This window comes from Streptomyces sp. Qhu_M48, from assembly GCF_051305195.1.
In the GTDB taxonomy this organism is placed as follows: Bacteria; Actinomycetota; Actinomycetes; order Streptomycetales; family Streptomycetaceae; genus Streptomyces.
Genome location: NZ_CP195432.1, coordinates 1498627 through 1525010 on the forward strand (window position 1 = coordinate 1498627; position 26384 = coordinate 1525010).

Here is a 26384-nt window from a genome sequence, read left to right on the forward strand (position 1 = left end):
CGACGGCGGGCCTTCGGCTCGTGCGGGGCTGGTCCGCGACGGCGGGCCTTCGGGTCGTGCCGGGCTCATCCGCGGTGGCGGGCCTTCCAGACCGCGGCCCCGCCCAGGGCCAGGACGGCGGCCCCGCCGACGAGCACGCCGAGGGACGGACCGCCCCCGCTCCTCTCCCCGTCACCCGAGGGGGCCGAAGCGGTGGGCGCGGCCGACGCCGGGGTCTTCCCGCTCGTGTCGACCGGCTCGCCGCAGCCCCGCGCCGGGTACCCGGCGATCCCGCACAGCATCGCCGCCCCGTCGTACCGCAGCGGCTTGACCACGGTGGCGAGCGCCTCCGCGCTCGTCGCGTCCTCGCGGACCTGCGCGCAACCGACCTCGACCGGCGGCTTCGGCGGGGTCTCGCCGGGCGGCGCGTCCGCCGGGCCGCCGAAGTCGACGACGACCGCGACCCGCTTGGTGCCGTCCTTCCTCGCCACGTCCCCGCAGACCACCGAGAAGTCGGGCGCGGGGGAGGGGCGGGAGGTGTCGTCCGTACCGCTGCTGATCGCGAAGCGGAAGCCGATGGCGTCGCCGTCGGCGGGGCGGGCGGTCGCCGGCCCCTGGGTGGCGTACGCCCAGGACTTCCCGCCGTCGCTCTCCCAGTACGACCAGTAGCGGTAGCCGGCGGCCTGCGCCGGGGCGGCCGCGACCGCGGTCAGGGTGAGCAGAGCCCCGGCGGCGGCGCCCGCGACGCGGACGCCGGTGAGGCGAGTGCCGGTGAGGCGGGTGAAGCGGGTACCGGTGAAGCGGGCGCCGGTGAGGCGGCTGCCTCGCCCCGCGACTGCCGTGGTCACTTCTTGCGGCCGCTCACGAGGAAGCCGATGCCGACGCCGACGACCGTGCCGATGCCGATGATCCACCAGACGTCGAAGCCCGAGCCCTCGTCGTCGCTCGTGGAGGAGGCCGAGGTGTCGGGGGTCTTGGGCGCGGGGCCGGTCGCGTTGAGCTGCTCGACCAGGTCGGCCGAGCCGAACTCGCGCGGGTCGGTGTCGGTCGCGCGGGCGGCCAGGATCAGCTGCGCGTACGCGGCCGGTCCGCCCTCCTTCGCCCAGGCGGCGGAGTTCTTCTCCAGCCACTCCACGGCCGGCTTCGCCTCCTTCGCGGCGCCCGACGCGGCGAGCGCGACGACGGCGTCGGCGGTGTTGCCGACATCGGGCTTCTCGGCGGTGTCGGTGGCGCCCGGCATCGGCGGCAGGGTCAGGTGGCCGGTCTTCGCGAGGGTCTTGGCCAGGTAGGAGGAGCCGTTGAGCGCGGCCCGCTCGACCGTCGGCTTCGCCAGGTCGGTGCAGACCGGCGGCTGCTCGGGGGAGGCCTTGGTGGCGACGACGCTCTTGCCGAGCCCGGCGAGGGTGGCGGCGGCGGTGGCGTCGGCGTTCGCGAGGAGCTTGCCGGCCTTGTCCGGCTGGTACGCGAAGGCGCCGGGGCCCTCCTTGTCCGTGCAGGGCAGCGCGAAGGTGAGGAGCGCGTCGTACGGGGTGCGGCCCTCGGCGGAGGTGTACGAGCCCGGCTTCACGCTCGTCGCGGCGAGCGCGCCGATGACGACGGAGGTGGAGTTGGCGTCGCTGGGGCCGCCGACGCCGTAGCCCCAGCCGCCGTCCTTGTTCTGCACGGTCCGCAGCCAGCCCGTGCCCGCCTTGACGGCCCGGTCGACCTTCTCCGGCTCGGCGGCCTGACGGCGGACGGCGCCGAGCGCCTGCACGGCGAGGGCGGTGGCGTTGGTGTCCCGCATCGTCTTCGCGTCGCAGGGCTTCGTGGCGTCCGCGCGGTACGAGCCGAACGATCCGTCCTCGCACTGCTGGCCGAGGAGCCAGTCCACGGCCTGGTCGGCGGGCTGGTAGCCGGTGGCGCGCTGGGCGAGGAAGGAGAGCGACTGGCGCCAGACACCGTCGTACTGCGGATCCTTCGTCCCGTAGAGACCGGGCGGGACCGACGCGGCGGAGGGGGAGGGGGCGGACGAGGCGGCGGAGGCCGCTCCGGCTGCTCCGCTGCCGAGTACGACGGCGGCGGCGGCGAGCGCGGCGGCGCCGCGGCGGACGGTGTTCATGGGGCCCTCTCCTGCGGCCGGGCACCGGCACGCCTCAGGGCACCAGGCTCGGCTCCGTATTCCTCGACGGTGCCGGCGGTCACGTCCCGTCCGGGGCATTTCGACTCGCCGCTCCACGGGAGCGGCTCACGACTGCGGGTCAGTGCCGGATTCGCACCGGCTTCCCCCCGTACGGGCATGATGACGACGGGCCCACTCTACCGGCCCGTACGTTCGAGACCGGGAGCCGGGAGCCGCCTCACACCGTGATGTAGGCGACCGGGTCCGAACCCGGCACCGCCTCCGCCCGGCCGAGTTTCACCAGGCGGCGGACGTGGGCCTCGGCCTCGCTGACGGCGATGTTCCTGGAGCCGTAGGGGATCTGCTCCCAGGGCCGGTTCCACTCCATCCGCTCGGCGAGCTGCCAGGGGGTGAGCGGGGTGGCGAGCAGGCCGAGGAGCCCGGTGAGGCGCTCCTCGTGGTGGTCGAGGAGTTCCCGGACACGGCCGGCGGCGTCGGCGAAGGCGTGCTGGTGGGCGGGGAGGACCTCGGCGACGCCGAGGCGGCCGATGCGTTCGAGGGAGTCGAGGTAGTCGCCGAGGGGGTCGGTCTCCGTGGCGTCGTCGGGGTCCTCGTACAGCCCGATGTGCGGTGAGATCCCGGGCAGCAGGTGGTCGCCGGAGAAGAGCCGGCCGTGTCCGGGGAGCCTGGAGGGGTGCTCCTCCTCCAGGTGGAGGCAGACGTGGCCGGGGGTGTGGCCGGGCGTCCAGATCGCGCGCAGCCGCCGCCCGGCGAGGTCGAGGAGCTCGCCGGGGACGATCTCACGGTCGGGGAGGGCGGAGCGCAGCCCCGGCAGCGTGGTGATCCTGCCGGAGGTGCGCGCGGCCCGCAGCGGGGCGAGGTGCTCCTCGGGGGCGCCGACGGTGGCGAGCTTGCGGGCGAGGTAGTCGAGCCAGGTACCGGGCTCGGCCTCGCGGGTGCGGCGGACGACGGCGGTGTCGGCGGCGTGCATGGCGATCCAGGCCCCGGACTCCTCGCGGACCCGGCCGGAGAGCCCGTGGTGGTCGGGGTGGTGATGGGTGATGACGACGCCGTGCACCTCGCGCACGGAGAGCCCGAGCGCGCCGAGCCCGCCGGTGAGCTCGGCCCAGGAGGCTGGGTCGTCCCATCCGGTGTCGACGAGGACGGGACCGCGGTCGGTGTCGAGGACGTGGACGAGCGTATGGCCCAGCGGATTGTCGGGAATCGGCACCCGGAGCGACCAGACCCCTCCGCCGTGCTCGGTCACCTGGGGCAGGGGTCCTTGCTCGGGTCCTCGCATGGATCCTCATCTCTCCACGGCGGTGCGGTAGCTCTCCGGTGGTGCGGACGTTCTCCGGCGGTGCGGATTCTCGCCGCGGCGGTGCGGGGGCGTGCTGACCATTGCCCACTATAACTAGAACTGACGATGCGTCAGGGTGGCTAGTGCCGTGCCGCCTTCGGCGTGCTGCTGACCTCCGATCGGGCTGGTGTTGCCGGTCGTTGTCGGCTATCCCTGGGTTCCCTTGCACGGCCCAGGGACGGCCCCGGCGCGGCCCGGGGCTGCGCCCTCAGGAAGGCCCCCACTCTCTTTCGCTGCGCTCCAGGATCAAGCCGACGGACTCCAGCCCGTTGCGGTCTTCGACATGCAGCGACAGCTACCTGTTCCAACTGGCCGGTCGGATCGAAGAGAGCCAGTTGGTCAGGCGACCGAAGACATCGAGCCTGCCCCTCAGAGCCACAGGGGCTCCGTGGCAGGCTCTAAGCGTGACGGACTGTCGAGGCATCGTCTTGGGATGCCCTCCGGCGGCCAGTGACGGATGTGCTTGCGATGATGCGCCCCCCTGCTCGCTGCGGGAGGCTTCCGGGCGGGGCAGCCCGCATCGCCGGCAAGGTCGGGGCGCGAAGCTGAACAACTGTGCGGAACTGCCCTTCGGCGGCTGCGGTCTCTCTCGCCGAGTCGATCTTGTGAAACCAGTCCCAGGACGGACCCCGCCTCGTTAGCATCTTGAGATGCAGGCATCCAGCGTGGTGGTCCAGGAAACGCAGATGGTCATCCTCGCGGAAGGGGAGACGCCATCAGCGGTAGCTAATGCCAGAGGGCATTTGTTTGAGAAATTTATCGCAAAGATTCTCGAGCGCCTGGGATATGAAGAGCCGCGTTCGGAAAACATGAATGTAACGTCAGACGGAATTGAAATTGACGTCACTGCCACGCACCGCCTGACACGCCGTAGAGCGATTGTGGAGTGTAAGGCGTATTCGTCTCCGGTTTCAGCCAAAGAACTCGTCGCATTCTATGGAAAGTTGAATACCGAGCGTCTTGTGCAGGATGACAGTGGGCTCGATGGGTTCTTTTTCGCGCTCCCGCGAACAACTCAGCCGGGAGCAGAAAAGGCCCGTACAATTGAGTCTCGCGATCCGCATTTCCGCTACCTAAATGCCGATGCTACGGCGCAGGTCGCCCGAGAGGCGGGACTGACTGCGCCGCCTCCAGAGCGGCTTCGATCTTTGATCGTCTCCGATCCAGCGATCGTCGTTACCGAGCATGGTGTTTATTCCTGCCTAAAGTCCTTGGATCCGGACACTAGGACTGCTGTAGAGGTCATCGTATGGGCTCATGCGGGGCTAGTTCCGGCCATCGCAATTGACCTCATTAGGCATTCGGATTTCGCCGGTGGGGCGAATGTAAGAGATGCCCGGTCCCGCGATCCACATCCCGCAGTTCAGGCCGTACCGCAGCAAGAAGAGTCTGTCATCGTTGAAGTTCGGGGGAGCGAATCAGACTTCGAGTACCAACTGCCAGCGTCACCTCAGTACTTCGTCGGCCGGAGAAAGGTGGTTTCTGAGATTGAAGAAATCCTCTTGCGTGGCTCATCGGTGGTCGTCGTAAATGCCCAGTCGGGCTGGGGGAAGAGTTCGCTCGCCTTGCGCGTGAAAGAGTCCGCACGAAAGCTTGGCGGAATTTGCGTGGTATTCGATACCCGTACGGCGGCAAGTCGGGAATATGTAGCAAGAGCCTTGCGGAAGGCGGCGAAGCAGGCAGAAAGGAGTGGTCTCCTAAAGATTCAGGAAGGGGCTTCTTGGGCTAGCCTGGGGAGCGCTCTTGAAACGCTTAAGTCGGCTGATTGGCAGGCGAACTGTGGGCCTGTCGTCGTCTTTTTCGATCAGTTCGAGAATATCTTTAACGATGAGTTGCTAACCCGTGAATTTCGCAATCTCGCGCTAGGGGTTCACGAACTAAATGGCCCTCTGAGTATTGGTTTCGCTTGGAAAACCGATCTGGTTGGGTGGACTGAAGCGCATCCGTACCGACTGAGGGATGAAATTCGCTCGAATGCTAGAGTGATTCAGCTCTCCCCTCTTGGCCCTAGCGAAGTGGATACGTTGCTCAGGAAGCTGGAGCAGCAGCTGGGCGCCAAACTTGTGAGAGATTTGAAGGAACGCCTCCGCGAGTATTCACAGGGGCTCCCCTGGCTCTTTAAGAAGCTGGCTGGTCACGTTCTTCGAGAAGTTTCGAGTGGAGCGACGCAGTCGCAGCTCGTCAGTGAGGCTCTCAACGTCCAGAGCCTCTTCGAGAAGGACCTCTCTGAGCTTGGCCCGAATGAGCGTGAAGGAATCTATCAGATTGCTCGATACGCGCCCATGCCCGTGTCGGAAGCGATGGAAATCGTTCCAACCGAGGTAGTTCAGACCCTTCTCAATAGGCGCCTTATTGTGCAAGTTGGAGAAAAGCTTGACACCTATTGGGATATTTTCCGCGACTTTCTAGTTCACGGGACTATTCCTATTGAGGAATCCTTCATCCTTCGCGTCTCTCCGGCTTCCGTAGGTCGGCTGGTGAGGGAGGTTATCGGCCTCGGTGGAAATGCTGCAGTTTCGGACTTGGCAACTAACCTCAGCACCTCTGAGACCGTCGTCTATAATCTCAGTCGCGATCTACGAATGTTCGGTGTAATTGCTTACGAGCCTACACGCATCCGTTTGGTGGATGAATTCTTTGCAGCAGTCGATCGTGAGGAGCACCTACGGAGACGTGTGGCAAAGGCGTTGAGGCGTCACAGGGCTCATTCAACCCTGTCCAGGCTCGTGGATCAACACGGGAATGATGTGCAACTTGCTTCCTTCGCCCGAGCCTTGCCTCGCGCATTCCCAGCGGTCGCAGCTAGCGAAAAGACGTGGGGGCTCTACGCCAAATCATTTGCGCAATGGTTCGAATATGCTGGTATTGCACGCCTAGAATCGCAATCGCTGACGTTGATGGATGAGAATGAACCCTCAACGGTTGTTCTTCTCGCTGAAGGCCTTCCGTACAGATCTGCAGGTAGAGGGGTGTTCCCTAAGAAGACTCCTGGGCCTGCGATCACGGTGCTAAAGGATATTCATTCGGGTGTGGAGGTGTTGACTGGTGGCCGCGATTCGCGGGCGCGGGCAGTTCAGGAGCTTGTGGTCCTACGTGTCGTTGATGTTGATTATGTTGGCCGGGTGACTCTGAATGAAATGACCCCTCTGACTGCATCAGGTGATCTGATTCCGGGAAAGTTGTTGGAAAGTCTGGTTCAGAGGCCAGGTATGGAGGAAGCCATCTCTATTCTGAGATCTGATCCAGGTGCCAAGCATGAAGTCCTGGGTTCGGTTATTGCCAGGGCGTACGACGTGCAATGGGCTCCAGGGACCGTCGAGCTAGTGGGCAAGCAGGTCAAGGGGTGGGCGAAGGCTGCTGGTGTGCAAGTGCGGCACGGGGCGGCGGAACGGCTTTGGTAGGCGGCCGCCTACCCGGTTTTCAGTAGGGGGAACGCAGAGCTTGGGCGTGGGGCCGCACGCGCCGTGCACAGCTCGTGCCTTGATGAGGTAGCTGAGGTCTTTACCGGGCTGACTCGCTGCCAGCCAGCCAGCCAGCCAGCTAGCGTGCCGTGAAGGCGCGTGCGATGCACTGCATGGCGGTGACCACTGCACCCGCGCCGGCGGAAGCGAGAGCCTCTTCCTTGCCGGGCCTATTGGCGAAGCCAATACTGCCCGTGCCCGCCGCTCGTGCCGCCTCGATGTCGGTGACGGAGTCGCCCACCAGCGCCGAACGCTGCGGGGATACACCGAGGGTCGCCGCAGCTTCGAGCAGAGGATGCGGCGACGGCTTCATGAGGTCCGGGCGCAGGATCGGTCGACCGACCACAGCCTCGACGGCTCCAGAGAGTCCCTGCGCTGAAAGGTAGGCGTGCACGCAGTCGGCGGAGTTGTTGCTGACGATGGCTACGCGTCGCCCCGAAGAGCGTGCCGCCGCCATGGCCTCAACAGCCCCGCCCGTCGGGGCACCAGCGACACCGACAGCCCGAACCTCCGCGTCCGTGAGCGCCGCCTCGACGGCAGCTAGGACATCCCGCCCGCCCTCGCGTGCGAGCTGGTGAACGACCATCGGATCGTCCGTAGAGTGGGCCGCGTCGGCGAGATGCGGGGCGAGCGTGGCGAGCACTGCCGATAGGTCCTTGGCGACCCCCGGGGCGGGCAGCCCCTGGAAGACGTGGCAGATCGGGCCGTCGAAGTCGAAGAGGATCGCGTCATAGTCGGCGAGCGTGTTGGTCAGTGCGTCAGAGTGCATCTGTGGTGGTCTCCCGTCCGATCGTCTCCCACACGCTGTCGAACCACATCTGTGCCTGCTCCACCTGCTGGGCGCCGCTGGACGAGTCGCCGTCGTTGAGGGAGTGGTGGAACAGGATGGTGTCCTTGCCCACCAGGTCGTAGATCTCGATGGCTTCCCCCTGTGCGACCACCTTGTTGGGTCGGATCGGGTAGTAGCCGAAGAACGCGTCAACCTTGTTGACGACGTAGAGCTTGAAGAACTGCGTGCCGCTGTGAACACGCACGCCCACGTTGCCCTCCTGGACGAGGCCCAGGTGCTCTAGCTCGCTGATCGAGTCCGTGATGCTCCGGGTGTAGCCGACCATGATGTCGTGCATGCGTGCCCGTAGCCGGGGATCGTCGCCGCAGTCCTCACGGCGCACGGGTGCTGCCTGGGGGACAGACATGTCCGGGACGAGGATCCGAATCCGAATGCTAGATGGCGTCAGTCGTCCGGTACGGATCTTGTCGAGCGGCTCCTGTAGGGCGCCGTGGAGCGTTTCGCTGGAGAACCCAGCGAAGTCGATCGTCACGTTCCGGCTGGCGAATGCCTGCTCGACGTACGGCCGAAGGCCCGCCGGCCGCTCGGTGCGGTGTCGGACGAACACGCCGCTGCCCTTGCGGGAGACGACGAGTCCCTCGTCCTCCAGGTCTCGCAGCGCGCGCTGAATCGTGGCGCGGGCAAACCCGTAGTGCTCGGTCAGCTTCGCGTGGGACGGCAGCTTCTCCCCGGGGCCCAGCTTCCTGGTGCGGATGGCCGCGCCCAAGCTGCGGGCCACCTGCTCGTACGGCGGTCGGTCGTCGTCCGGGTCCAGCGGCTCAAGCTCAAAGGTCATGCCCTCGATGGTACGGCGAACCTGACTATTTGGGCAGCATGGCTAGCCATCTATTGACGTGACTAGCCATGCTGGCTATGTTCTTCCTGTGTCCACCGGGCTAGCCAAGTGAGTCAGGCTGAACGGTAGTGCTGTGTCGTCAAGACGCAGGTCAGGGGCGCACTCGCGCGACAAGGAGCCCCTGAGAGACGGGGCTGAGGGCCCCGGATCCCTGGTCAACCGGAGGGCGAGACCGAAAGGTCACCGTCTCGCATGCCTAAGCCGGGAGCTCGTGTTCCCGAAGGCGAGACACCTGCACCACCTGAAGTACCGCACTCAGTCGCAGCGGATGCTGCGGCCGGTTGCCTCCCCTGCCGGTCCGGGCCCCGTTCGCGGGGTGCCGTACGGGCGGGGCTGAGGGGAGCCGGAGTTTCTGGTTCTAACGGCGAGACCCCCCGGTGTTAGCGCACCGGGGGGTCGTTTCGGGCCGTTCCTGTCTGAGAGGAACACACCCAATGCTGTCCATCGCTGCACTTCAGGCCGTTGTTACGGCCACCCCGTTCGACGGTGAGCCGTCGGACGCGGAGCTGGACGCGATCGAGAGGGAGATTCCGCTGATCCTGGCGGAGGTCGACCTCCTCGACGCGCAGATCATGACCATCGACCGCCCGGCCACGGAGCTGGACACCCAGCGCATCCGCCGGGCCCGCAACCGGGTCATGGCGGCGCGCCGGGACCTGACCAACCGCGCCGGCCTGACGCTGTCGGGCGGTGCCGCGTGATGACGACGGCGCCCGCTCCGGAACTGCTGCTCGACCACCGCGGCAACCCCCGCCCCACCCGCGAGGTGCCGTTCGGCTACGAGGAAGCCCGGCTCGGGTCGGCCTTCCACGAGGCCGGTCACGCCGTCGTCGCCATGGCCTACGGCTCCCACGTGGTGTCCAGCGAGGTCATCGCCTGGTTCCCCGAGCCCGACCGGTACTCCGTCACCGGGTACACCGCCTACGAACTCCGCCACGCCTCCCCGTGGCATTTCGCGGCGACGTGTGCCGCCGGTGAGATCACGAACGTGCAGTACCTCATGGCCTACGGGCTGTGGACGCCGGAACGGGCCGTCACCTGCGCCGCTGACCACGACCGCGAGCAGGCCATCGACGTCCTCGCCGACCTCGGCCACCGGATCGGCCGCGACCACGTTCCGGCCGGCGGCAAGTCCTGGGGCATGGTCCGGGGCATGGCCCGCCGCCGCATCGGCCACCTGTGGCGCGAGATCCGCACCGTCGCCCGCGCCATGAACGATCACACCCAGCTCACCGGCGACGAGATCGCCGCGATGACCGGCCTGACCAACCCGCCGCTGCCCGGGGGGACCGCATGAACGCCACCGGCAAACCCCTGAGCAGGCTCCAGAAGGTCGTGCTGGGTGGCGCGTTCGTCCCGATGCTCGCCACGGGAGGCGCCGGCGGGTACGGCACCTACACCAACATCAAGGCCGCGTTCGGCTCCGGCACGGCGGTCGGCGCGGTCGCGGCCGGTGAGGGCGCGACCGCCGTTCTCGCGATCGTGCTGCTCGGCCTGACGCTCCTGGGGCAGTCCTCGCCCCGGGCGATCCGGGCGGGGCTGTGGGCTCTGCCCGCCGCCGCGTCCGCCATGTCCGTCACCGCCGCCAAGACCCCCGGCGAGATCGTCATCTACGCCATCACCCCCATGGGTATGACCGCCTCCGCCGAGGGCGCCGCGTTCCTCGCCCGCCGGATCGTGGTCTACCGCGACGGCCGCGACGCCGAAGCCGAAGCGCACGCGGCAGCGATCGTGCAGGCCCTCGCCTACCACCGGGCCCGCGCCGCCAACCACCCCGACGAGAAGATCCGGCAGAAGTCGGAACGCACGTCGTGGAAGCTCGCGCGGAAGGTCGGCGCCGGTGACATCGTGCTGGGCGATCGGCTGCTCGACGTCCAGCGGCAGCGAGTCACCGCCGGAGCCGACGCGGCACTCGCCGACATGTTCGGCGTCCCAGCCACACCCTCCCTGACCGCCGGACCGGTCGATGACATCACGGTCGAACTGGAGGTAGACCGGCCCACCCGACCGATCTACCCCGCGAATGCGGAGGAATCGGAACAGAGCAGGATGGAACGGTCTACCTCTGACCTGCCCGTACCGGCCCTCGAGCCCGTTCCGGTCGACCCCGACCCGATCGGGCAGGAAGAGCCCACCACCGCCGTCCCTGAGCCCACGCCGGGGGAGTCGACCGGTCGGGCGGTGGTCCGGCCGGTCGCCGCCGACCAGTCGCCGCGTCGCCGGGCGACCGGTCGTGTTCCGCAGGTCGCCCGATCGGTCCAGCCGCGCCGCACGAAGGATGAACTGCTCTCCGAAGCACGTCAGTTGACTGAGTCGTGGCCGGTGGATCAGTTGACCGCCGACGGGATCCGTAAGGCGCTGCGGACCTCGCCGGAGAAGGGTCGCTGGCTGCGCGACACCCTCAAGGGCGAGCGCGGTGAAGCCGCGTGAGCGGCCCCGTCCCGGTGTACCGGTGGCGACTGGCCCCGGAGGGACTGGCGACGTTCCGGCAGCTCCGGGAACTGGGTCTGCGACCGGCCGGTCAGCCGGTCGTGGCCCAGCTTGAACGCCCCCGCCGCCGACGCGCACCGCTGGTCGCCTACCTCTACCGGATCGACCGCGCCGCCCCGGTCCGGCCCATGACCCCCGCGAGGTGGGCGGCACTGGAACAGGCGAACGCCGCTCGCCGGATCTGCCCCGAGTGCGGTCGGGACGCCGGATACCGGATCCCGCCCTCGCTCGGCATGTGCACCCCCTGTGCCTACCCCGACGCTGCGGCCGCGTGAGCCGTGCCGTCAGGCCCCGGCTGCTTCGCCGACCGTTTCGACGATCCGCGCAATCCACTTCCGCACCTGATGCCACCGGTTGCAGTACCGGCGTGAACGCCACCACGACCGGTACACGAGCTGCCGCCCGCACCACTTGCACGGCTTCGTACGCCTCTGCTGAGCCCCCATGGCCCGTGACTGTAGCGGGCCATGACTGACCTGGGAGAACCCATGTCGAACCTTCCCGAGCCCGCCCCCGTGATCCGGCTCCCCGACGGCACCTTTACCTACGCCGACCACCTCCCCGCCCCGCAGGCCCCGTTCAGCGGCCCGCAGGTAGTCCATCAGCACATCCACCAGGCGCCGCCGGACCGCACCGTTCAGCGGATCGCGCTCGGCTCCGGCATCGGCGCCGGCACGGTCGCCGCCGGGGTCTACTTCGGCCCCCTCCTGGTCGGCGCGCTCACCGCGATCGCCGCGAACCTGGCCCTGCTCGCGTTCCTCGCCGCCGTCATGGCGTGGGGCGTTGTCACGGTCGTGAAGTCGGTCGGCGGCCCGGACGGCAAGGCCGCCGCCAAGACCCTGGCCAAGACGCGCAAGCGCCGTCGCTGACGGCTGCCCGATCCGCCCGACACGTACGGGCGGTGAGGGGAGCCGGGACAGCCCCGGCCCCGGAGAGGGACCACGTCATGACCAGCAAGAACACCGAGTACGACCCGAAGCACCCCCCGCTCACCACCGGCGAGAAGGCGAAGTTCGCCTGGTACGTCGGCCGCATGGCCAAGCGGGGACTGGCCGGAGAGACCGTCTACCAGGGCGACCTGGAGAAGAAGGTCGACCGCCTCTTGGACGGTGCCCGCGAGCGCGCCGAGAAGAACGCCACCAAGAAGTAGCCGAAGGGAGCCGGAATGAGCACCCCCCGAGTGATCTGGAAGTTCAAGGTTCAGGCGACCGACAGCAAGGGGCGTCTGGGTACGCATCGCGGCCGTGTCGTCTCCCACAGCGAGGACATCGCCCGGGAGGCCGTCATTGAGGCGGTTGAGGCCGCTGGCTACCGGCCCTGCACCTCGGTGACCCTCAAGCCCAAGCGCATGTAGCTGTGCCCCGGGGACGGCCGTCCCGGCCAAGGAATCCGCGCCGTCCCCGGGCCCCTTCACCGCCCTTTCGAGCAGTGGGAGACACCCATCATGACCGAGCCCGCGAGCGAGGCGACCGTGGTCCGCCTCGACGAACACCGCGCCGCCCGTACCGAGACGCCGACGATAGTCCTCGACAAGCCCCCCACCCCCGCCGAGGACAGCAGCGAGGGGAGCGCGGGGGTCGACGTCGTCGACCTGCCCGGCAACCCGCTCGCCGACTGGCTGACCGTGCCCGACACCCCGGTACTGCCGGTGTGGGCCCGCTCGCCGAAGTCCATCCGCGAGAACGTCGCCGCTCTCGGACGGCTCGCCTGGTGGCGCACCCGTTACCACTCCGTCCGCACCCCGAAGTACCTGTTCAAGACCGTGCTCCTGGCGGCCCGCGGCTTCTACCGGGCGGCGGTCGGACTGTGGCCGACGCTGTCCGCGCAGGAGCAGTCCGCGACGGTGAAGGCGCTGCGGGCGCAGTCGAAGCTGCGGCCGGAGGACATCGACCTCGCGGCCCGCCACCAGGCCGCGTACGCGGAGCGCACCCGCACCCGCAAGTGGCGGTTCGGTATCGCCGCCGTCGGCGTCGCCGCTGCCGCGACCGGCATCATGCTCGCCGACCCGCTCTTGCAGGCCGCGATCGCCGGGGCCGTCACCATCCCCCTCGCCCACCTCGGACGCGGGGAAGAGACGCGCCTCCTGGATCAGGCGGCGCCGCCGATCCGGGTGGACATGTCCGCGCAGCAGCTCAACGACGCGCTGCGGGCCGCCGGCCTCCTGAAAAGCGGTGGCGGCAAAGACGAGAAGGACCTTCCGCGCGTCTCGTGCACGATGGGCCCCGTCCGCGACGGCCGTGGCTGGTCGGTGATCTTCGACATGCCCCGGGGCGGCGGCAAGACCGCCTCCGACGTCCTCGCGAAGCGCGAGGTCATCGCGCAGGAACTCGGCGTGGACGAGATCCAGGTCATCATGTCCCGCGTCCGCGCCGTCAACGGCGGCAACGCCGGACGGGTCTCCATGTGGGTGTCCGACGACGACCCCTACCTCGGCACCCCGAACCCCTCGCCGCTGGAGAAGGCCGAGACGTTCTCCATCTGGGAGCCGGTCCCCTTCGGTCAGGACGCCCGGGGCACCCGGATCAGCGTCCCGGTCATGTGGCAGTCGATGTTCTTCGGCGGCCTGCCCCGCCGGGGCAAGACCTTCACCCAGCGGCTCCTCACCGCCGCCGGACTTCTCGACGCCTACGTCAGGCACTACGTCGCCGACGGCAAGGGCGGCGCGGACTGGATGCCGATGAAGGCCGTCGCCCACCGGCTCGTCATGGGCGCCGAGGACGACGCCATCGACGCGCTCAAGGCGATGCTGGCGGAGCTGCTCGCGGAGATGGAACGCCGCTTCGCCTTGCTCCGGGACCTGCCGACATCGGTGTGCCCGGAAGGCAAGCTCACCCCGGAGATCGTCGCCCGCTACAACCTCCCGGTCATCTTCGTCACCATCGACGAACTCCAGGAGTACTTCACCGCCATGGAGCGCGAGGACCGCGAGCAGGTCATCAACGACCTGTGCCGCATCGCCCGACGCGGTCCTGCCGCCGGGTTCATCTCCAACTTCGCCTCCCAGCGACCCGACGCCGACTCCGTGCCGACCAAGCTGCGGGAGATCATCACCATCCGCTACTCCACCCAGGTCGTCGACCGCGCGTCCAGCGACATGGTCCTCGGCAAGGGCAAAGCCGCGCAGGGAGCCGACGCGTCGGTCCTCTCCGAGGAGCACAAGGGAGTGGGCGTCCTGGTGACCGGCCCGGCGTCGTACGTGACGGTCCGGGCCGACTACCTCGACGGCACGAGCTTCGCCGCCCTGTGCCGCAAGGGGCGCGCCCTGCGGGAGGCCGCCGGGCAGCTCACCGGCGACGCCGCCGGGGACGTCACCGCCGCCGCCGACGCGGCTGGCGTCACCGTTCCGCCGATCGTCTCCGACGTCCTGGAAGTCATGCGGCACTCCCCGCGCATGTTCACCACCGACCTGCTCGCCGGACTCGTCAACATCGACGAGGACACCTACGGCGACTACAACGCCGAAGCCCTCGCCGCCGCACTCGAAGCCGCCGGGGTGAAGCGCACCAGCAAGCAGGTCAAGATCAGCGGCTCCAACGGCGCGGGCTACCAGCGCCGCGACATCGAAGCCGCCGTGCCCGCCGAGATCCTCCTGTCGGCCGGACGGTAGAGGGGTCCCCCTCTACCCCACCCCTCGATCACCACCCCGGAACCGGCCCCTCCCGCACATCCCGGAGGGGCCCGGAAGTAGCGGGGGCCCTTTACCCCGGTCAAGGGGGTGGTAAGGGCCCCTGACCTGCAAGGTAATGCCGGTAAAGGGGGCCGTGGCCGCCCCCCTGCCGGGCCCTCACAGGCCCCTAAAGAGGCCTGCCCACACCCAGGGAGTCACTGACCCGTGGTCATCACCGTCTCGCTCGTCCTCCTCTTCGGACTCGCCCTCTTCTTCCTCCTCCGCTCCAAGGAACTGGGCCCCGGCGCCGCCTTCACCGCCGTCATGTTCGGGTTCTTCCTCGCCTCCACCGGCGCCGCCGGACCCATCAACCGCCTCGCCGAAAGCCTCATCGACGCCGCTTCCAACCTCTGACCCTCGACAGCACGAAGGGCGGCCCCCGTCTCGCCAAAGCCGGGGCCGCCCTCGCAACCAGTACCGCTAGAGAACTGGAGACATCCAGCATGACTCATACCCTCCCGATCCGGCGAGACGTCCGGACCGGTCACCCCCTCAACGTGGCTCTGTCGCTGGCGGCCGGCGGTCTGCCGGTGATGCCGCTGCGGGCCGACAAGGGGCCGTTCGGCAACTGCCCGGACTGCACCGGGAACGCGTGTGGCGGACGGCCGAACATGAAGACCCCCGGCCCCTGCCAGTGCCCGCGTCCCTGCCACGGCTGGGCCGCCGCCACCACCGACCCCGCCATCCTCTCCTCGGCCCTCTGGGAGGCCGCGTGGCGCCGTGCCGGGGCCGTCGCCTACCACCCCGGGGGCGCCGGAGTGACCGTGGTCGACCTCGACCACGTCGCCGCCGTCGACTGGGCCCGCACCACCCTCCCCCCGACCCGCACCGTCGCCACCACGCGCGGCGAGCACTGGATCTACAGCGGCACCACGCGATCCGTGAACCACATCCGCGACGGAGTCGACCTGAAGTCCACCCAGTCCTACGTACGCTGGCGCGGCCCCGGCACCGGCAACATGACCACCCTCCCGGACGTCGTGCGCGCGCTGGCCATGACGAAACCCGCAGTGGCCCGTCCGGCGGCGCGCGCAGTCACCCTGGCCGCGCCCGCCGGTGGTGGGCAGTGCCCGCATCGCTCGCCCGCCTATCTGGAGCGGGGCATCGCCATGGCAGAGGACCGCATCACCAACGCGAGCAGCGCGGTCCACGCCACGGTGTACCGGACGTTCCTCGCGGTGCTGTCCGCGCACGGTCGGTGTGGCTGCCTCACCGAGAGGCACGTCGGCCGGTTGTTCACCGTGGCGCAGGCCAAGGGGGAGTCCTCCCGGCACTGCGCGGACGCGTGGTCCAACGCCCGCACGGCTCTGGGGATGTGACATGTCCGAGGACGAGAAGAACCCGGCACGCCAGGTCATCACCGACTACGCGCAGGAGCACTTCCGGTACTTCCGGACCGTGGACGGCACCGTGTACGCGCAGAAGAACGGCCACCCCGTGGCCCGGCCGATCCGGTCGCAGGGGACGACGGGCAGCCACCGGCAGGAACTCATGGTCGGCCTGTTCCGCGACGGGTTCGGCGTATTCAACGGCACCGCGCTCAAGGAGGCGTTGGACTTGATCGAAGCGCTCGCGCTCACCGAGGACGTACAGCCCACCCACATCCGCGTCGCCCCCGGCTTCGACGGCGCGACCTGGCTGGACCTGGGGCGGGACGACGGGAAGTCCGTCCGCATCCACCCCAACGGGTGGGACATCACCGTCCCCGACCCGCGTGAGGTGTGCTGGCGGCGCACCCAGCTCACCGGGGAGATGCCGCTGCCGGTCAAGGACACCGACGGCAAGGGCATCGACCTGCTGATGCGGCTGTGCAACTTCGCCAGCGTGCAGGGCGAGAGTCTGGCCCTGGCGTGGCTGGTCGGCTGCCTGGGGCCGTCCGCACCGGTCCCGGCCCCGTTCCTCACCGGCCCGCAGGGCGCGGGGAAGTCGACCGCCGGCCGGATGCTGGTGCGGATCATCGAGGGCATGAGCGGCGACCTCCGGCGGGCCCCGAAGGACGAGGAGAACCTGATCACGGCCGTCGCCGCCGGATGGGTCACCGCGCTGGACAACCTCTCCCACCTCGGCCCGGATCTGTCCGACCTGATGTGCTGCATCGTCACCGGCGCCGAGACCATCAAGCGGGCCCTGTTCACCGACGGCGACGTCGTCCGCAGCCGCTACCGCCGGCCGTTGCTGCTGACCGGGATCGACGTCGGCGTCATCCGCCCCGACCTCGCCGAACGCCTCCTCCCGCTGCGTCTGGAGCGTCCCCGGGTGAGGCGGACGGAAGCGGAGTTGTGGGCGGAGTTCGAGGAGGTCCTGCCCGTGATTCTCGGGTCCCTGCTCGACCTCGCGGTCAAGGTCCGCGCCACGGACGCGGATATCCCGACCGACCTGCGGATGGCCGACTTCGCCCACCTGTGCGCGCAGCTCGACGCCGCCACCAGCCTGGGCGCGCTGGACGCCTACCGGGCGAGTCTGGACGACCTGAACGACGACGTCATCGAGGGCGACCTGCTCGCGCAGACCGTCCTCAAGCACGCCGACGGCATCGACCCCGGCACCGCCGTCCGTATGACGTCCGCCGAGTGGCTGCACGGCCTCACGCAGCTCTACAGCGGCGAGGACTTCCGCCCCCTGCCCAAGGGGTGGCCCACCACCGGCAAGGTCCTGTCCGACCGCCTCAAGCGGCTTCAGCCCGTCCTCGCCGCACGGGGCGTCGTCGTCGACTGGGGCCGTAGCAAGACCGCCCGTTACATCGAGCTGACCCGACCCGCGTCCCCGGCCGACGAGCAGTCCCCGATGTTCTGAGCCCGCGCCACCGCGACCGCTCGCGCACAAGCAAGAGGAGCACGCCTCGCCCCGGCGCCGGGTGCTCCTCTTGCTTGTTCGGCGGCGCCGCCGCCGCCCGATGGACGGGCCGCGAATGCGGCTCCTTCTTCACGCTCGAAGGCGCACCACAACACGGACACCCCCTTCTCTTTTTCCTAAGTGGAAAACGCTGCGTCACCTGCGTCACCAGCGGCCCCGAAACCGCCCCTGAGCTGGGACGACAGGGGTGACGCAGAGCCCAGAATCCTGCGTCACCCCGCGTCACCCGCGTCACCGGTGACAGACGCCTGCGTCACTGGTGACACAGGCCGACGGCCTCTGCGTCACCCAAAAATCGCAGGTCAAGTGGCATTGGTGACGCGGATGACGCGGTGACGCAGAAATCCTGACCTCGGACACACGCGCCCGCTCCGAGACACCCACGACACCGGCATCCCGCCCTTCCGTCGACAGAGGAGAGCCGCCATGGCATCCGCCGTGACCACCCTGCGGGCCGGACTCCCGGACCGCTACCTCACCCCCGTGGACATCGCCGAACTCTTCGAAGTGCCCCTGGAGACCGTCTACCAGTGGCGCAGGAAGCGCACCGGGCCGCCCGGTTTCCGCGTCGGCAAGCACGTCCGCTACGACCCCGCCGCCGTCCAGCAGTGGACGCGTGAGCGCATGGTGGCCGACCTCGCCGCCTGAGTCCGACAGTTGATCCATCCGTTCCGTGGGGGCGGGGCCCGGACGCCCCGCCCCCACGGGCATTCTCGGGAAGGCACCATCGCATGGCAGGCCACATCCAGGACCGCTGGTTCAAGGACGAGAAGGGGGAGGACGGCAAGACGCGGCGGGTCAAGACCGATCGTCACGGCACCGGCCTCCGCTACCGGGCCCGGTACATCGGCCCCGACGGCACCGAGAAGTCGAAGAGCTTCCCGGACCGGCAGAAGCGCTTGGCCGAACAGTGGCTGACCAGTATTGAGGCGGACATGGCTCGGGGCGAGTTCATCGACCCGAAGGCGGGTCGCACCACCTTCCAGCAGTACGCGGAACGGTGGGTCGCCGCGCAGACGACCGACATCGCCACGCGTACGGGTACCGAGTCCCGACTCCGGCTGCATGCCTACCCGCACCTCGGGGCCCGACCGCTCGGGTCCTTCCAGGCCGAGCACATCCGGGAGTGGTCGCGGAAACTCGAAGACGCCGGTCTGGCCGCGTCCTACCGACGTGTCATCTTCGCCAATGTCTCGGCCGTTTTCACCGCCGCGCTCGACGACCGGTTGATCTCCCGGAACCCCTGCCGCGCGGCCTCCGTCAAGGCGCCGGCGGCGGTCCCGGGCCGCGTCCGGCCATGGACCGCTGAGCGCGTGTTCGCCGTCCGCTCCGCGCTCCCGGCCCACTACCGCGCCATGACCGACGTCGGTGGCGGTTGCGGGCTGAGGCAGGGCGAGATCTTCGGACTTCCTGTGGACGAGGTCGGGTTCCTCACCGGGTGGCTGCACGTCGGCTGGCAGGTGAAGATGATCGGCGGCCGGGCCGTCTTCGCGCCGCCGAAGAGGGGCAAGGTGCGCGACGTGCCGCTGCCCGAGCACGTGGGCCGTGCGCTCGCGGCGCACATGGAGCGCTTCCCGCCCGAGGACGTCACGCTGCCGTGGGAGACGCCGGACGGGCCGCCCGTGACCAAGCGGCTGCTCTTCACCACGGAGGAGGGCAAGGCGGTGGGGCGGCACTACTTCAACACCGCGTCCTGGAAGCCCGCCCTGGTGGCGGCCGGCGTCCTTCCGGAGCCCAAGCCGGGGGAGCGGCCCCAGGAGTCGCGCGAGGACGGCATGCACGCGCTCCGGCACTTCTACGCCTCCGTCCTGCTCGACGCGGGGGAGAACATCAAGGCCCTGAGTGGGTACCTCGGGCACGCCGACCCCGGGTTCACGTTGCGGGTCTACACGCACCTCATGCCGAGCAGTGAGAGCCGCACCCGGAAGGCCGTCGACGACATGTATCGGCGGGCCGTCGGAGCGGCTGACGGCCCAGAGACGGCCCAGGCCGCATGACAGGGGCCCCCACCAGTCGCAAAACGGCTGGTGGGGGCCCATTCTGTCCGGGGCATTGCTCCCTATAACTAGAACTGGTATCAGTTCTGAGGCAGCGTCAGGAAATCTTCTCCTCGTGGAGGCGGCGGTCATGACCGAGCTTGTGGAGCACGGAAAGCTGTTCATCGGCGGGGAGTTGACCGACCCGCTCGGCCCGGACGTCATCGAGGTCGTCTCCCCGCACACCGAGGAGGTCATCGGGCGCGTCCCGCACGCCTCCGCGGCCGATGTCGACCGGGCCGTCGCCGCCGCCCGGCGGGCGTTCGACGAGGGGCCCTGGCCCCGGATGTCCGTGGCGGAGCGGATCGCCGTCGTCAGCCGCATCAAGGACGCGATCGCCGTCCGGCACGAGGAGATCGCCCGGTCCATCAGCGCGCAGAACGGCTCCCCGTACTCCTGGTCCGTCCTCGCCCAGGCGCTCGGCGCCATGATGGTCTGGGACGCGGCGATCACCGTCGCCCGCGACTTCGGGTACGAGGAGCGGCGCGGTGGCGTCCTCGGGCCGCTGCTCGTGCGGCGCGAGCCCGTGGGGGTCGTCGCGGCGATCGTCCCGTGGAACGTGCCGCAGTTCACCGCCGCCGCCAAGCTGGGGCCCGCGCTGCTCGCCGGCTGCACCGTGGTGCTCAAACCGTCGCCGGAGTCGCCCCTCGACTCGTACATCCTCGCCGACATCGCCGCCGAGGCCGGGCTGCCCGAGGGCGTGCTCAGCATCCTGCCCGCCGACCGAGAGGTCAGCGAGTACCTCGTCGGCCACCCCGGCGTCGACAAGGTCTCCTTCACCGGATCGGTCGCCGCCGGCAAGCGGGTCATGGAGGTCGCCTCCCGCAACCTGACCCGCGTCACCCTGGAGCTGGGTGGGAAGTCGGCCGCCGTGATCCTGCCCGACGCCGATCTCGCGACCGCCGTCGCCGGGATCGTCCCGGCCGCATGGATGAACAACGGCCAGGCGTGCGTGGCCCAGACCCGCATCCTCGCGCCGCGTTCGCGGTACGAGGAGATCGCCGAGGCCTTCGCGGCGGCGGCCGGCGCGCTCGTCGTCGGCGATCCGCTCGACCCGGCCACCCAGGTCGGGCCGCTCGTCGCCCGCCGCCAGCAGCGGCGTTCGCTGGACTACATCCGGATCGGCCAGGAGGAGGGCGCCAAGGTCCTGTCCGGCGGAGGACGTCCGGCCGGGCTCGACCGGGGCTGGTACGTCGAGCCGACCCTCTTCGGAGAGGTCGACAACTCCATGCGGATCGCCCGTGAGGAGATCTTCGGCCCGGTCATCTGTCTCCTGCCGTACGGGGAGGAGGCCGAGGCCCTCCGTATCGCGAACGACTCCGACTTCGGGCTCAGCGGCAGCGTCTGGACCGGGGACGTCGAGCACGGCATCGACTTCGCCCGGGGCGTGCGCACGGGCACCTTCAACGTCAACACCTTCAGCCTCGACATGCTCGGCCCCTTCGGCGGCTACAAGAACTCCGGACTGGGGCGGGAGTTCGGCCCCGAGGGCTTCGGCGAGTACCTGGAGCACAAGATGATCCACCTGCCCGGCGGGTACGAGGCTCCCGGGAGCGGGGTCTGATGGGGGACCGCTGGCACGTCGAGGTCGACCGGAGCGTCTGCATCGGCTCCGGCATGTGCGTCAACCACGCCCCGGACGGGTTCCGGCTCGACACGGCCCGCCAGTCCCATCCGCGCGAGCCGGAGGCCGACGCGGGCGAGGCCCTGCTCGCGGCGGCCGAGGGCTGCCCCGTGGAGGCCATCCTGATCACCCTCGCGGACGGCGGGGAGCCGGTGTTCCCGCCGGAGGAGTGAGGAGGGGACGTGCCGGGGGTGTGCCTCTTCCGTGACGTGTGGCCGAATGGCGGCGAACAGCCCTGATCCGCCCGCTCTTTGCGCCCCCCTGTCGTTCCCGCGTGCAAAACTGTGCGCTTGGCAACGGGGGCAAGAGGCCTTCGTGTGTGCGTATTCGGGAGTGCTGTGCGCAAGGCGAAGTGGGTGGCCGCGGCCGCCGGTGTGGTGCTGCTGGTGGCGGGCTGCGGCAGTGGCGGTGGCTCGGACAAGGGCGGTTCCGGGTCCGGCGGTTCGGCCTCGGCCGGTTCGGCGGCGACGGGCGGATCCGGCGGGTCGGGTGACGACCGGCTCGACGGGGCCGCGGTCACCAAGGAGCTCACCGACGCGGCGACGGGGGCCGGCTTCACGCAGGACGCCTCGGGCGAGCAGGTCCCGGCCGAGGTCAAGGACTGCATGGTCAGCTGGACGGCCGACGGCGAGAAGGCCGCGGACCCGGCGAAGTCCTACACGGACACGGTCGCGACCCTGGTCAAGGGCGGCTGGACGGAGGCGCGCAGCTCGGGGACGGGCGGCTCGGTGATCAAGTCCCTGAAGAAGAGCAGCTGGCAGCTCCAGGCCAGCAACCACTCGGCGGGCCCGCTGAAGCTGGTCATGTTCGTGGCCGTCGACGGCGGCCCGGAGTGCGCGGCCGCCATCGCGAAGGAGAACGCGAAGGCCCAGACGGGGTCCTGACCCTCCCGGACCGCGCGCGCCCCGGGCCCGCGTCCCGCCGGGGGCGCGGGCCGGGGACGTCAGCGCGTCGCCGCCTCCGGCGCCGTCAGGTCGATCAGACGGCAGACCGTCTCGATGTCGATCTTCACCTGTGCGATCGAGGCGCGCCCGGAGAGCCAGGTGATCAGCGCCGAGTGCCAGGTGTGCTCGATCACCCGGACCGCCGAGAGCTGCTGCGGGGTGGGGTGCTCCGTCCCCATCGCGTCCAGGATGATCGCCGTGGTCAGCCGCGAGACCGTGTCCACCTCGGGGCTCACCCCGCGGTCCGCGAAGGTCAGGGCCCGCACCATGGCGTCGGCGAGCTGCGGCTCGCGCTGGAGGGCGCGGAAGGCCCGCATCAGGGTCTCCGCGACCCGCTCCGCCGGGTCCGCGCCGGCGGGTGGCCGCTTCCGCAGGGTGGTGTGCATGTGCTGGAGCTGGTCCTGCATCGTCGCGACCAGCAGGTGGATCTTGGAGGGGAAGTAGCGGTACAGCGTTCCCAGGGCCACTCCGGCCGCCTCCGCGACCTCCCGCATCTGCACGGCGTCGAAGCCGCCCCGCGCCGCGAGCTGCGCACTGGCGTTCAGGATGCGGCGGCGGCGCGCCTCCTGGCGCTCCGTGAGGGGCGGCGACGCGGGTCTGTGGTCCGCTCTGTTGTCTGCGGTCATGAGGTCCCGTTCCGTGCGGTGGGGAGCGACAGTATGGCGGTGCGGGCGCCGTGGCGCGAATCACCTGTTCCGGCTCTCACCATGGAGCTACCTGCCGGTAGATTCTTTCCTCCTTGAAGGATCAAGGAGATCAGGCCAGAAGATCAAGAACGATCAAGTCTGTAACTTGTTCTAGATTAGCGCGAGCGGTTACGCTCCGGCGAAACGCACGCTCGAAGGGGGTCGCGCATGACCGCTGAGGCCATAGAGGCAAGCCCCCGACAGGGCGTCACCGCAGCCGGTGACGACCCGTTGCGGATCGCTCTCCTCACGTACAAGGGGAACCCCTTCTGCGGCGGTCAGGGCGTCTACGTCCGGCACCTCTCCCGCGAGCTCGCCCGCCTCGGCCACACCGTCGAGGTCATCGGTTCTCAGCCGTATCCCGTCCTCGACGAGGTCGTCGACGGCGAGGCCCTGGCCGGGCTCACCCTCACCGAGCTCGCCAGCCTCGACCTCTACCGCTCGCCGGACCCCTTCCGCACCCCGAAGCGCGACGAGTACCGGGACTGGATCGACGCCGTCGAGGTCGCCACCATGTGGACCGGCGGCTTCCCCGAGCCGCTCACCTTCTCCCTGCGGGCCCGGCGGATGCTCGCCGCCCGCCGCGGCGACTTCGACGTCGTCCACGACAACCAGACCCTCGGATACGGACTCCTCGGCGGCCCGCGCGCGATCGGCGCCCCGCTGGTCACCACGATCCACCACCCCATCACCGTCGACCGGCAGCTCGAACTCGACGCCGCCGCCGACTGGAAGCGCCGTGCCTCCGTCCGCCGCTGGTACGCCTTCACCGGCATGCAGAAGCGCGTCGCCCGCCGGCTGCCGTCCGTGCTCACCGTCTCCGGCACCTCCCGGCGGGAGATCGTCGACCACCTCGGCGTACGCGAGGACCGCATCCGGGTCGTCCACATCGGCGCCGACACCGACGTGTGGTCGCCCGACCCGTCCGTCGCCGAGGTCCCCGGCCGGATCGTCACCACCTCCAGCGCCGACGTCCCCCTCAAGGGCCTCATCCACCTGATCGAGGCGCTCGCCAAGCTCCGCACCGAGAACCCCGACGCGCACCTCGTCGTCGTCGGCAAGCGGGCCGAGGACGGGCCCGTCGCCGCCGCCATCGAGCGGTACGGGCTCGGCGGCGCCGTCGAGTTCGTCAAGGGCATCAGTGACGCCGAGCTCGTCGACCTCGTGCGCTCCGCCCAGGTCTCCTGCGTGCCCTCGCTGTACGAGGGGTTCTCGCTCCCCGCCGCCGAGGCCATGGCCACCGGGACGGCGCTCGTCGCCACGACGGGCGGGGCGATCCCCGAGGTCGCGGGGGCCGACGGCGAGACCTGTCTCGCGGTGCCGCCGGGCGACGCGGGAGCGCTGGCCGTCGCCCTGGGGCGGGTGCTCGGTGACTCCGGTCTCCGGGCCCGGCTCGGTGCGGCCGGGCGGGCCAGGGTCCTGGAGCGGTTCACCTGGGCCCGTGCCGCCCAGGGCACGGCCGAGCTGTACCGCGAGGCGGTGGCCCGGCAGGGCGCCGGAGCCCGCCGGTGACGCCTCGCCCTCGTCGCCGGGTGCGGCCCGGCGGCCGGGTGGTGCCCGCCGGCGGTTCCCCCGGCGGTCCCATCCCGCGGAACGTCCGCCCCCAACCAGTTCCCCACCGCGAAAGCAGGGCCTCGTGCTGACCGTCGACTTCACCCGTTTCCCGCTCGCCCCCGGCGACCGTGTGCTCGATCTGGGCTGTGGTGCGGGGCGGCACGCCTTCGAGTGCTACCGGCGCGGCGCCCAGGTCGTGGCCCTCGACCGGAACGGCGAGGAGATCCGCGAGGTCGCCAAGTGGTTCGCCGCCATGAAGGAGGCCGGGGAGGCCCCCGCGGGGGCGACCGCCACCGCGATGGAGGGCGACGCCCTCAACCTGCCCTTCCCCGACGAGTCCTTCGACGTCGTGATCATCTCCGAGGTCATGGAGCACATCCCGGACGACAAGGGCGTCCTCGCCGAGATGGTCCGCGTCCTCAAGCCCGGCGGCCGCATCGCGATCACCGTGCCCCGGTACGGCCCCGAGAAGATCTGCTGGACGCTCTCCGACGCGTACCACGAGGTCGAGGGCGGCCACATCCGCATCTACAAGGCCGACGAGCTCCTCGGCAGGATCCGGCAGGCCGGACTCAAGCCGTACGGCACCCACCACGCGCACGCGCTGCACTCGCCGTACTGGTGGCTGAAGTGCGCCTTCGGCGTCGACAACGACAAGGCGCTGCCGGTCCGCGCCTACCACAAGCTCCTGGTCTGGGACATCATGAAGAAGCCCGCCCTGACCCGGGTCGCCGAGCAGCTGCTCAACCCGGTCGTCGGCAAGAGCTTCGTGGCGTACGCGACCAAGCCGCACCTCCCGAAGGCCGACACCAAGTGACCTCTCCCGAGCGGATCGCCGAACACCTCGTCCTGCCCGGGGTGCTCACCGCCGAGCAGGCCGCCGAGACCGTCACCGGGATACTCGCCGTACAGCGCGAGGACGGCGCCCTCCCGTGGTTCCGGGGCCACCACCTCGACCCGTGGGACCACACCGAGGCCGCCATGGCCCTGGACGCGGCCGGCGAGCACGCCGCCGCCGCCCGGGCCTACGAGTGGCTCGCCCGGCACCAGAACGCCGACGGCTCCTGGTTCGCCGCCTACCACGACGGCGAGCCCGACCGGGTCACGGACCGGAGCCGTGAGTCCAACTTCGTCGCGTACATCGCGGTCGGCGTCTGGCACCACTACCTGTCGACCGGCGACGACGCCTTCCTCGACCGGATGTGGCCCGTCGTCTACGCGGCCGTCGAGTTCGTCCTCGGGCTCCAGCAGCCCGGCGGCCAGATCGGCTGGAAGCGCGAGGCCGACGGCGCGCCGGTGATTGACGCCCTGCTCACCGGCAGCTCCTCGATCCACCAGGCGCTCCGCTGCGCCCTCGCGATCGCCGAGGAGCGCGAGGAGCCGCAGCCCGACTGGGAGCTGGCGGCCGGCGCCCTCGGGCACGCGATACGCCGGCACCCCGAGCGTTTCCTCGACAAGTCCCGCTACTCGATGGACTGGTACTACCCGGTCCTCGGCGGCGCGGTCACCGGGAACGAGGCGAAGGTCCGCATCGAGGCGGACTGGGACACGTTCGTCGTGCCCGGCCTCGGCGTGCGCTGCGTGGTCCCCAACCCCTGGGTCACGGGCGGCGAGAGTTGCGAACTCGCCCTCGCGCTCTGGGCGGTGGGGGAGTCGGACCGGGCCCTCACGATCCTCCAGGACATCCAGCACCTGCGGGCCGACAACGGCATGTACTGGACGGGGTACGTCTTCGAGGGCGAGAACGAGAGCGACAAGGCCATGTGGCCGGAGGAGCAGACCAGCTGGACGGCCGGCTCCCTGCTGCTCGCGGTGGCGGCCCTCGGCGGCGAGGAGGCGACCGTGGCCGTCTTCGGCGGCGAACGCCTCCCCACCGGCCTCGAACCGGACTGCTGCGGGACCTGAGGAGCGTACGGGCCGGGGGCCGGGCCCCCGCACCCGGACGGA

General features: G+C 69.8%; 26 protein-coding genes and 1 riboswitch. Of the genes, 20 read left to right on the forward strand and 6 right to left on the reverse strand.

Annotation, left to right across the window (positions count from 1 at the left end; all coding sequences use genetic code 11):
* Positions 1–65 precede the first annotated feature (65 nt).
* The 3 genes from ACRRSS_RS07095 to ACRRSS_RS07105 form a co-directional block, all read right to left on the reverse strand.
* On the reverse strand, positions 66–827 hold the full coding sequence (locus tag ACRRSS_RS07095; protein ID WP_435970366.1) for an SCO2322 family protein: 762 nt from the start codon (positions 825–827) through the stop codon (positions 66–68).
* Positions 824–2077 carry a prenyltransferase/squalene oxidase repeat-containing protein gene (locus tag ACRRSS_RS07100; protein WP_435970367.1) on the reverse strand — a complete coding sequence of 418 codons (1254 nt, stop codon included), beginning with the start codon at positions 2075–2077 and terminating at the stop codon, positions 824–826. The genes ACRRSS_RS07095 and ACRRSS_RS07100 overlap by 4 nt, the downstream gene beginning before the upstream one ends.
* Before the next feature lie 93 nt (positions 2078–2170).
* Positions 2171–2244: riboswitch (cobalamin riboswitch) on the reverse strand.
* A gap of 71 nt (positions 2245–2315) precedes the next feature.
* The gene (locus ACRRSS_RS07105; RefSeq protein WP_435970368.1) at positions 2316–3377 is read right to left on the reverse strand and encodes an MBL fold metallo-hydrolase; all 1062 of its coding nucleotides are present in this window, start codon (positions 3375–3377) and stop codon (positions 2316–2318) included.
* A 710-nt stretch (positions 3378–4087) separates the two neighbouring features.
* Between ACRRSS_RS07105 and ACRRSS_RS07110 the strand changes: the two genes are divergently transcribed.
* Entirely contained in the window at positions 4088–6838 is a 2751-nt protein-coding gene (locus tag ACRRSS_RS07110) for an nSTAND1 domain-containing NTPase (RefSeq protein ID WP_435970369.1), read from the forward strand.
* A 139-nt stretch (positions 6839–6977) separates the two neighbouring features.
* Here ACRRSS_RS07110 and ACRRSS_RS07115 read toward each other — a convergent pair whose 3' ends face one another.
* Together ACRRSS_RS07115 and ACRRSS_RS07120 are read right to left on the reverse strand one after the other, a co-directional pair.
* Positions 6978–7667, reverse strand: coding sequence for an HAD family hydrolase (locus ACRRSS_RS07115; protein WP_435970370.1), 690 nt, complete (start codon positions 7665–7667; stop codon positions 6978–6980).
* Complete coding sequence (locus ACRRSS_RS07120; protein ID WP_435970371.1) at positions 7657–8523, reverse strand: winged helix-turn-helix domain-containing protein; 867 nt, start codon at positions 8521–8523, stop codon at positions 7657–7659. Before ACRRSS_RS07120 ends, ACRRSS_RS07115 begins: the two co-directional genes overlap by 11 nt.
* A gap of 494 nt (positions 8524–9017) precedes the next feature.
* Here ACRRSS_RS07120 and ACRRSS_RS07125 point away from each other — a divergent pair, with 494 nt between their 5' ends.
* The 16 genes from ACRRSS_RS07125 to ACRRSS_RS07200 all read left to right on the forward strand — a co-directional run bounded on the left by ACRRSS_RS07125 (position 9018) and on the right by ACRRSS_RS07200 (position 22137).
* Complete coding sequence (locus ACRRSS_RS07125; protein WP_435970372.1) at positions 9018–9284, forward strand: DUF6284 family protein; 267 nt, start codon at positions 9018–9020, stop codon at positions 9282–9284.
* Entirely contained in the window at positions 9284–9880 is a 597-nt protein-coding gene (locus ACRRSS_RS07130) for a hypothetical protein (protein WP_435970373.1), read from the forward strand. The genes ACRRSS_RS07125 and ACRRSS_RS07130 overlap by 1 nt, the downstream gene beginning before the upstream one ends.
* A complete protein-coding gene (locus ACRRSS_RS07135; RefSeq protein ID WP_435970374.1) occupies positions 9877–11013 on the forward strand; it encodes a conjugal transfer protein in 1137 nt (378 codons plus the stop codon). The genes ACRRSS_RS07130 and ACRRSS_RS07135 overlap by 4 nt, the downstream gene beginning before the upstream one ends.
* A complete protein-coding gene (locus ACRRSS_RS07140; protein ID WP_435970375.1) occupies positions 11010–11348 on the forward strand; it encodes an RRQRL motif-containing zinc-binding protein in 339 nt (112 codons plus the stop codon). Before ACRRSS_RS07135 ends, ACRRSS_RS07140 begins: the two co-directional genes overlap by 4 nt.
* A 213-nt stretch (positions 11349–11561) precedes the next feature.
* Complete coding sequence (locus ACRRSS_RS07145; RefSeq protein WP_435970376.1) at positions 11562–11942, forward strand: DUF6251 family protein; 381 nt, start codon at positions 11562–11564, stop codon at positions 11940–11942.
* A 77-nt stretch (positions 11943–12019) separates the two neighbouring features.
* On the forward strand, positions 12020–12223 hold the full coding sequence (locus ACRRSS_RS07150) for a DUF6257 family protein (RefSeq protein WP_435970377.1): 204 nt from the start codon (positions 12020–12022) through the stop codon (positions 12221–12223).
* Positions 12224–12238: 15 nt separating this feature from the next.
* Positions 12239–12427 carry a hypothetical protein gene (locus ACRRSS_RS07155; protein ID WP_435970378.1) on the forward strand — a complete coding sequence of 63 codons (189 nt, stop codon included), beginning with the start codon at positions 12239–12241 and terminating at the stop codon, positions 12425–12427.
* A 90-nt stretch (positions 12428–12517) separates the two neighbouring features.
* Entirely contained in the window at positions 12518–14680 is a 2163-nt protein-coding gene (locus ACRRSS_RS07160) for an FtsK/SpoIIIE domain-containing protein (protein ID WP_435970379.1), read from the forward strand.
* Between the two features lie 225 nt (positions 14681–14905).
* Positions 14906–15094: a hypothetical protein gene (locus tag ACRRSS_RS07165; protein WP_435970380.1), complete on the forward strand. Its 189-nt coding sequence runs from the start codon at positions 14906–14908 to the stop codon at positions 15092–15094.
* Between the two features lie 89 nt (positions 15095–15183).
* Positions 15184–16059, forward strand: a complete 876-nt coding sequence (locus ACRRSS_RS07170; protein WP_435970381.1) for a DNA primase — start codon at positions 15184–15186, stop codon at positions 16057–16059.
* A gap of 1 nt (position 16060) precedes the next feature.
* Positions 16061–17533: an ATP-binding protein gene (locus ACRRSS_RS07175; RefSeq protein ID WP_435970382.1), complete on the forward strand. Its 1473-nt coding sequence runs from the start codon at positions 16061–16063 to the stop codon at positions 17531–17533.
* Between the two features lie 486 nt (positions 17534–18019).
* On the forward strand, positions 18020–18241 hold the full coding sequence (locus tag ACRRSS_RS07180; protein WP_435970383.1) for a helix-turn-helix domain-containing protein: 222 nt from the start codon (positions 18020–18022) through the stop codon (positions 18239–18241).
* An 83-nt stretch (positions 18242–18324) separates the two neighbouring features.
* A complete protein-coding gene (locus ACRRSS_RS07185) occupies positions 18325–19590 on the forward strand; it encodes a tyrosine-type recombinase/integrase (protein ID WP_435970384.1) in 1266 nt (421 codons plus the stop codon).
* A 130-nt stretch (positions 19591–19720) separates the two neighbouring features.
* A complete protein-coding gene (locus ACRRSS_RS07190; RefSeq protein WP_435970385.1) occupies positions 19721–21193 on the forward strand; it encodes an aldehyde dehydrogenase in 1473 nt (490 codons plus the stop codon).
* Complete coding sequence (locus ACRRSS_RS07195) at positions 21193–21426, forward strand: ferredoxin (RefSeq protein ID WP_435970386.1); 234 nt, start codon at positions 21193–21195, stop codon at positions 21424–21426. Before ACRRSS_RS07190 ends, ACRRSS_RS07195 begins: the two co-directional genes overlap by 1 nt.
* A 165-nt stretch (positions 21427–21591) precedes the next feature.
* A complete protein-coding gene (locus tag ACRRSS_RS07200; protein ID WP_435970387.1) occupies positions 21592–22137 on the forward strand; it encodes a hypothetical protein in 546 nt (181 codons plus the stop codon).
* Positions 22138–22196: 59 nt separating this feature from the next.
* Here the strand turns inward: ACRRSS_RS07200 and ACRRSS_RS07205 are convergent, their stop codons facing one another.
* The gene (locus tag ACRRSS_RS07205) at positions 22197–22823 is read right to left on the reverse strand and encodes a TetR family transcriptional regulator (RefSeq protein ID WP_435970388.1); all 627 of its coding nucleotides are present in this window, start codon (positions 22821–22823) and stop codon (positions 22197–22199) included.
* 228 nt (positions 22824–23051) lie between these two features.
* On the opposite strand from ACRRSS_RS07205, the gene ACRRSS_RS07210 reads away from it, so the two are divergent.
* The 3 genes from ACRRSS_RS07210 to ACRRSS_RS07220 all read left to right on the forward strand — a co-directional run bounded on the left by ACRRSS_RS07210 (position 23052) and on the right by ACRRSS_RS07220 (position 26342).
* A complete protein-coding gene (locus ACRRSS_RS07210; protein ID WP_435970389.1) occupies positions 23052–24395 on the forward strand; it encodes a glycosyltransferase family 4 protein in 1344 nt (447 codons plus the stop codon).
* Positions 24396–24519: 124 nt separating this feature from the next.
* Complete coding sequence (locus ACRRSS_RS07215; protein ID WP_435970390.1) at positions 24520–25254, forward strand: class I SAM-dependent methyltransferase; 735 nt, start codon at positions 24520–24522, stop codon at positions 25252–25254.
* Positions 25251–26342 carry a prenyltransferase gene (locus ACRRSS_RS07220; RefSeq protein WP_435970391.1) on the forward strand — a complete coding sequence of 364 codons (1092 nt, stop codon included), beginning with the start codon at positions 25251–25253 and terminating at the stop codon, positions 26340–26342. The genes ACRRSS_RS07215 and ACRRSS_RS07220 overlap by 4 nt, the downstream gene beginning before the upstream one ends.
* Positions 26343–26384 lie beyond the last annotated feature (42 nt).